At 36.3% G+C, this 4,011-nt stretch carries 4 protein-coding genes; 1 reads left to right on the top strand and 3 read right to left on the bottom strand.

The annotated features are described in order from the left end of the window. Positions 1-1,200 (bottom strand): thiamine pyrophosphate-binding protein (locus tag C6988_RS09805; protein WP_182135094.1); only part of this gene is annotated, 1,200 nt, incomplete at its 3' end. Positions 1,201-1,378: 178 nt separating this feature from the next. On the opposite strand from C6988_RS09805, the gene C6988_RS09800 reads away from it, so the two are divergent. Further along, on the top strand, positions 1,379-1,789 hold the full coding sequence (locus C6988_RS09800; protein ID WP_182135092.1) for a nuclear transport factor 2 family protein: 411 nt from the start codon (positions 1,379-1,381) through the stop codon (positions 1,787-1,789). A gap of 1 nt (position 1,790) precedes the next feature. Here C6988_RS09800 and lsrF read toward each other — a convergent pair whose 3' ends face one another. Together lsrF and C6988_RS09790 are read right to left on the bottom strand one after the other, a co-directional pair. After that, positions 1,791-2,783 (bottom strand): 3-hydroxy-5-phosphonooxypentane-2,4-dione thiolase, encoded by a 993-nt coding sequence (gene lsrF, locus C6988_RS09795; protein ID WP_255464468.1) that lies wholly within the window; start codon positions 2,781-2,783, stop codon positions 1,791-1,793. Positions 2,784-2,818: 35 nt separating this feature from the next. Next, a complete protein-coding gene (locus C6988_RS09790; protein WP_182135088.1) occupies positions 2,819-3,805 on the bottom strand; it encodes a zinc-dependent dehydrogenase in 987 nt (328 codons plus the stop codon). Between the last annotated feature and the right edge of the window lie 206 nt (positions 3,806-4,011).

Raw genomic sequence — 4,011 nt, 5'->3', positions numbered from 1 at the left:
TGCCCACATTTGATGTTGTCCTACTTCTGTTGTAATGATTGATTCATGTGGTAAGACCTCACGTAGTTTACGCAAAATTTTTGAAGCACTCATCTCACCTGGATGAAGTTTTAGATTTTCTCTCCAGTAATCTTTTACTTCTTGAACATGTTTGAACCAAGGAGAGCTATCATCTTTTTTGATTGCACGTTTCATGAGTAATTTTACCATAATACGTAATGATGCACGAACATCACCAACTACTGCAACTTGAGTTGTTTGGTTTTTACCAATCTCAGCTGGGTCAACATCCATATGAATAATCTTTAATCTCTTTTCAAACTCTTCAAATGTTCCAACAGAACGATCAGAGAATCTTGTTCCTATTGCCAATACACAGTCAGCTTCTGTCATTAACTTGTTAGCTTCTGCATGACCATGCATTCCAATTGGTCCTAATGATAATGGATGATTTTCAGGAAATGCACCCTTTCCTTTGAAAGTAGTCACTACTGGAATCATCATCATCTCTGCAATTGCCTGTAACTCTGCAAATGCAGATGAGATAATTGTTCCACCACCAGCTAAGATGATTGGTTTTTCTGAATGCAATAACATCTCAATTGCTTTTTCAATGTGAACGATATCAGGATCAGTCCAAGGATGATATCCTCGAATTTTAAATTCATCAGGAAAATTCATTGGTGCTTCATTTTGTTGTACATCTTTAGGAATATCCAATAATACGGGACCGGGTCTGCCAGTCTCTGCAATGTAAAATCCCTTTCTTACTACTTCAGGAATCTCTTTTGCATCTCTTGGTTGAAATGCATATTTTACAACAGGATTTGCCATTCCGATAATATCGCTTTCTTGGAATGCATCACGTCCAATCATTGCAACAGGTACTTGTCCTGTTACTGCAACCATTGGTGCAGAATCAGCTTGTGCAGTAGCTATTCCTGTAAGAACATTGGTTGCACCAGGACCAGATGTTGCAAAACAAACTCCTGGTTTTCTGCTAACTCTACCAAAACCATCTGCCATATGAGCTGCAGATTGTTCGTGTCTTACCAAAATATGACGAATATTAGACTTGAAGAGCTCATCGTACATCGGTAAGTTTGCACCTCCCGGTAAGCCGAAGACTTCCTTTACGCCTTCTTTTTCCAAAGCTTTCATCAAAGCCTTTGCACCAATCATATTTTCCATATTATTCATCAAACCTAATCTCCATAATTTTAAGTGTTAAGAAATAAGTTCACTTATCATTGCAGAACCAGCAGTAGAGTATTTTCTCCATTTTTCCTTGGCTTATAAAATTAGCTCTGTATTTATAGAAAATAATTTTCAAATTCACCTTAGAATTTTTAACTAGAGGCAAACTAACAAGCTCGACTTGTCAGATACTGGAGATATAATTGGAATAATTGAGAGATTCTTTGAGACAGGAAAGACAAAAGATCTCACACCACTAAAGGAGATTCAGCTAAATGATGAGAACTTTTCAAGCTTTTCAGATGTTCCACCTTATGATCTAAAAGACTATGCAACAACTATTGCACTAGAAGAGCTTCGCTTTGTTAGTATCTCAGATTATAATTATGAGATAAAGAATCCAAAGATTAGCATATTTGATAATACTGCCATAGTTGCCTTTGAGCTAATGCAAAAAGGGATGCTAGTAGATAACAAAGCATTCACAGGCGAGCACATCATAATTAATGGCAGGGCAACATTTGTGCTGGTAAAAAAGCCAACCTGGAAGATAGCACATATTCACCTATCAAAAATTTCCACAGAAAGTTAGACTATTTCTTTTGTGGATTTGGTTTAGGTTTGTTTTGTTTTTTTGATTTGTTTTTTTGTTTATTTTGTGGTTTGTTGTTATTTTGTTTTGGTTTATTTTGCTTTGATTTGTTTTTCTGATTAGGGTTATTTTTTTGAGGATTGTTTGGTTTGTTTTGTTTTTTCTTGTTCTTATTTTGGTTATTCTTTTTGTTTGGTCGCTCATTGCATAATTTCTTGTACAAGTCATATGCTTGGTTTACGTTAAGATTTCCGTGAACAATTCCTCTAACTGCTTTAATCATTGGAACTGGATTTTCAGATTGCCAGATGTTTCTGCCCATATCAACGCCAACTGCTCCTGCTTTGATTGCATTGTAAGTTAATTCTAATGCTTCACGCTCTGGAATTTTTTTGCCACCTGCAATAATAATTGGAACAGGACATGATTGTACTACTTTTTCAAAGTCCTTACAATAGTATGTCTTTACAATGTGTGCACCTTGTTCTGCTGCAACACGACATGCTAATGACAAATAACGAGCATCCTTTCCAAGTTCTTTTCCTACAGCAGTAACTGCTAAAACTGGAATTCCGTACTCTTCTGCTTCATTTACTAGTTTACCTAAATTAACGACGGTTTGTTTTTCATATTTTCCTCCAACAAAGATAGACATTGCAAGACAGCTAACATTGAGTCTGATTGCATCTTTTACGCTAGTTGTAATCTCTTCATTTGAGAGGTCTTCACCAATAATACTTGGACCGCCAGAGACGCGTAACACAACTGGTACTGGATAATTTGCATTAACTGAGCTTCTAAGAACTCCTCTTGTAATCATCAAAGAGTCACAATACTTGAGAAGAGGTTGAATTGTCTTTTTTGGTTGTTCTAATTTTTCTGTTGGTCCCAGAAAATATCCATGATCAACTGCAAGCATTACTGCTCTACCATCAGTTGGTTTGATGATGTTGGCCATTCGGTTTTGTAGTCCCCAGTCCATTTTCTTATCGATTTTGAAAGAAACGAAATGCCTTTCTTAAGCCTTTCTCATTTGGTGATAATAATTTTCATAGCATTTGTTCCATCACGAGCATGATCAAATGCCTTTTGTGATTCTCCTAATGCATACTTGTGTTCTAGTGCTTCTTTTGTATCATGGTCTGATGCAGCATAGCTTGTAACTAGAGTGATTTCTTTAGAGTACACCACACTCATATCCAAATCAATTGTTGCACCCTTGGATGGAACACCAAACATTACAACAGTTCCACCTTTCCTTACAATATCAATTGCATCCTGTAATGCCTTAAGACTACCAGTTGCAACCATTGCGATATCTACTCCACGATTCTCAGTTTGTGAGAGAATCTTTTCTTTACGTTTTTCATCAGAGGAGTTTATTGATTCTGTAATGTTGAATTTTTTTGCAAAATCTAATCTAAAATCATTTACATCAAGACAGAATATTTTATCAAATCCAAAATTTTGTGCAAGCATTACATGCATCATACCAGTTGGACCTACACCAAAGATTGCAACAGAATCATTTTTTTGATATTTTACTTTGTTCCAAGAGCGAATGCAACATGCCAAAGGCTCAATCATTGCTGCCTCATCAAAGCTCATAGACTCTGGAAGCTTCAAGACTCCACCATGAGTTACATTCCATTCAGGAACAACATATTCTTGGGACAAACCACATGGTGAGAGGTTTGTCTCATAGTATTTTTGGCACATTGTCTCATTGCCGTGTTTGCAAAAGTGACAAGAGTAACATGGCACATGATGATGAGTAAACACACGATCACCTACTTTAAAATCACTAACATCAGAACCCACTTCTAGAATAGTTCCTGCAGGTTCATGTCCTAGCTTCATTGATGGTTGTCCATATTGCCCAAACACTTTTTCAACATCAGAACCGCAAATGCCGCAAGTGTTCATAGAAACTAGAATATCACCTGGGTTTAGTTTTGGTTTTTCAATCTCTTTTATTGTAATCTCTGAGGGATTTGTTACAAATGCTGCTTTCACAGTAGATTTGAAAGGATTTTGAGTATAAGTACATTAAAGAATTTTCAAAAATTGTTTAGCATTTTTTAACAGTGTGCACGCCTTGAACATGACTGAATTCATATCTAAAAGAATTATAGAAAAACCAGATGACACGCTGGGAAGATGAGATAGACTATACCAAGTATGAAGACTTTGAAGAAGAGGCCCGCTTGGTAAAAAAACTC

The organism is Nitrosopumilus sp. b1, from assembly GCF_014078545.1.
Taxonomy (GTDB): Archaea; Thermoproteota; Nitrososphaeria; order Nitrososphaerales; family Nitrosopumilaceae; genus PXYB01.
Note: the sequence above shows the minus strand (reverse complement) of the source record. Positions and strands in the feature narration are given on the sequence as shown.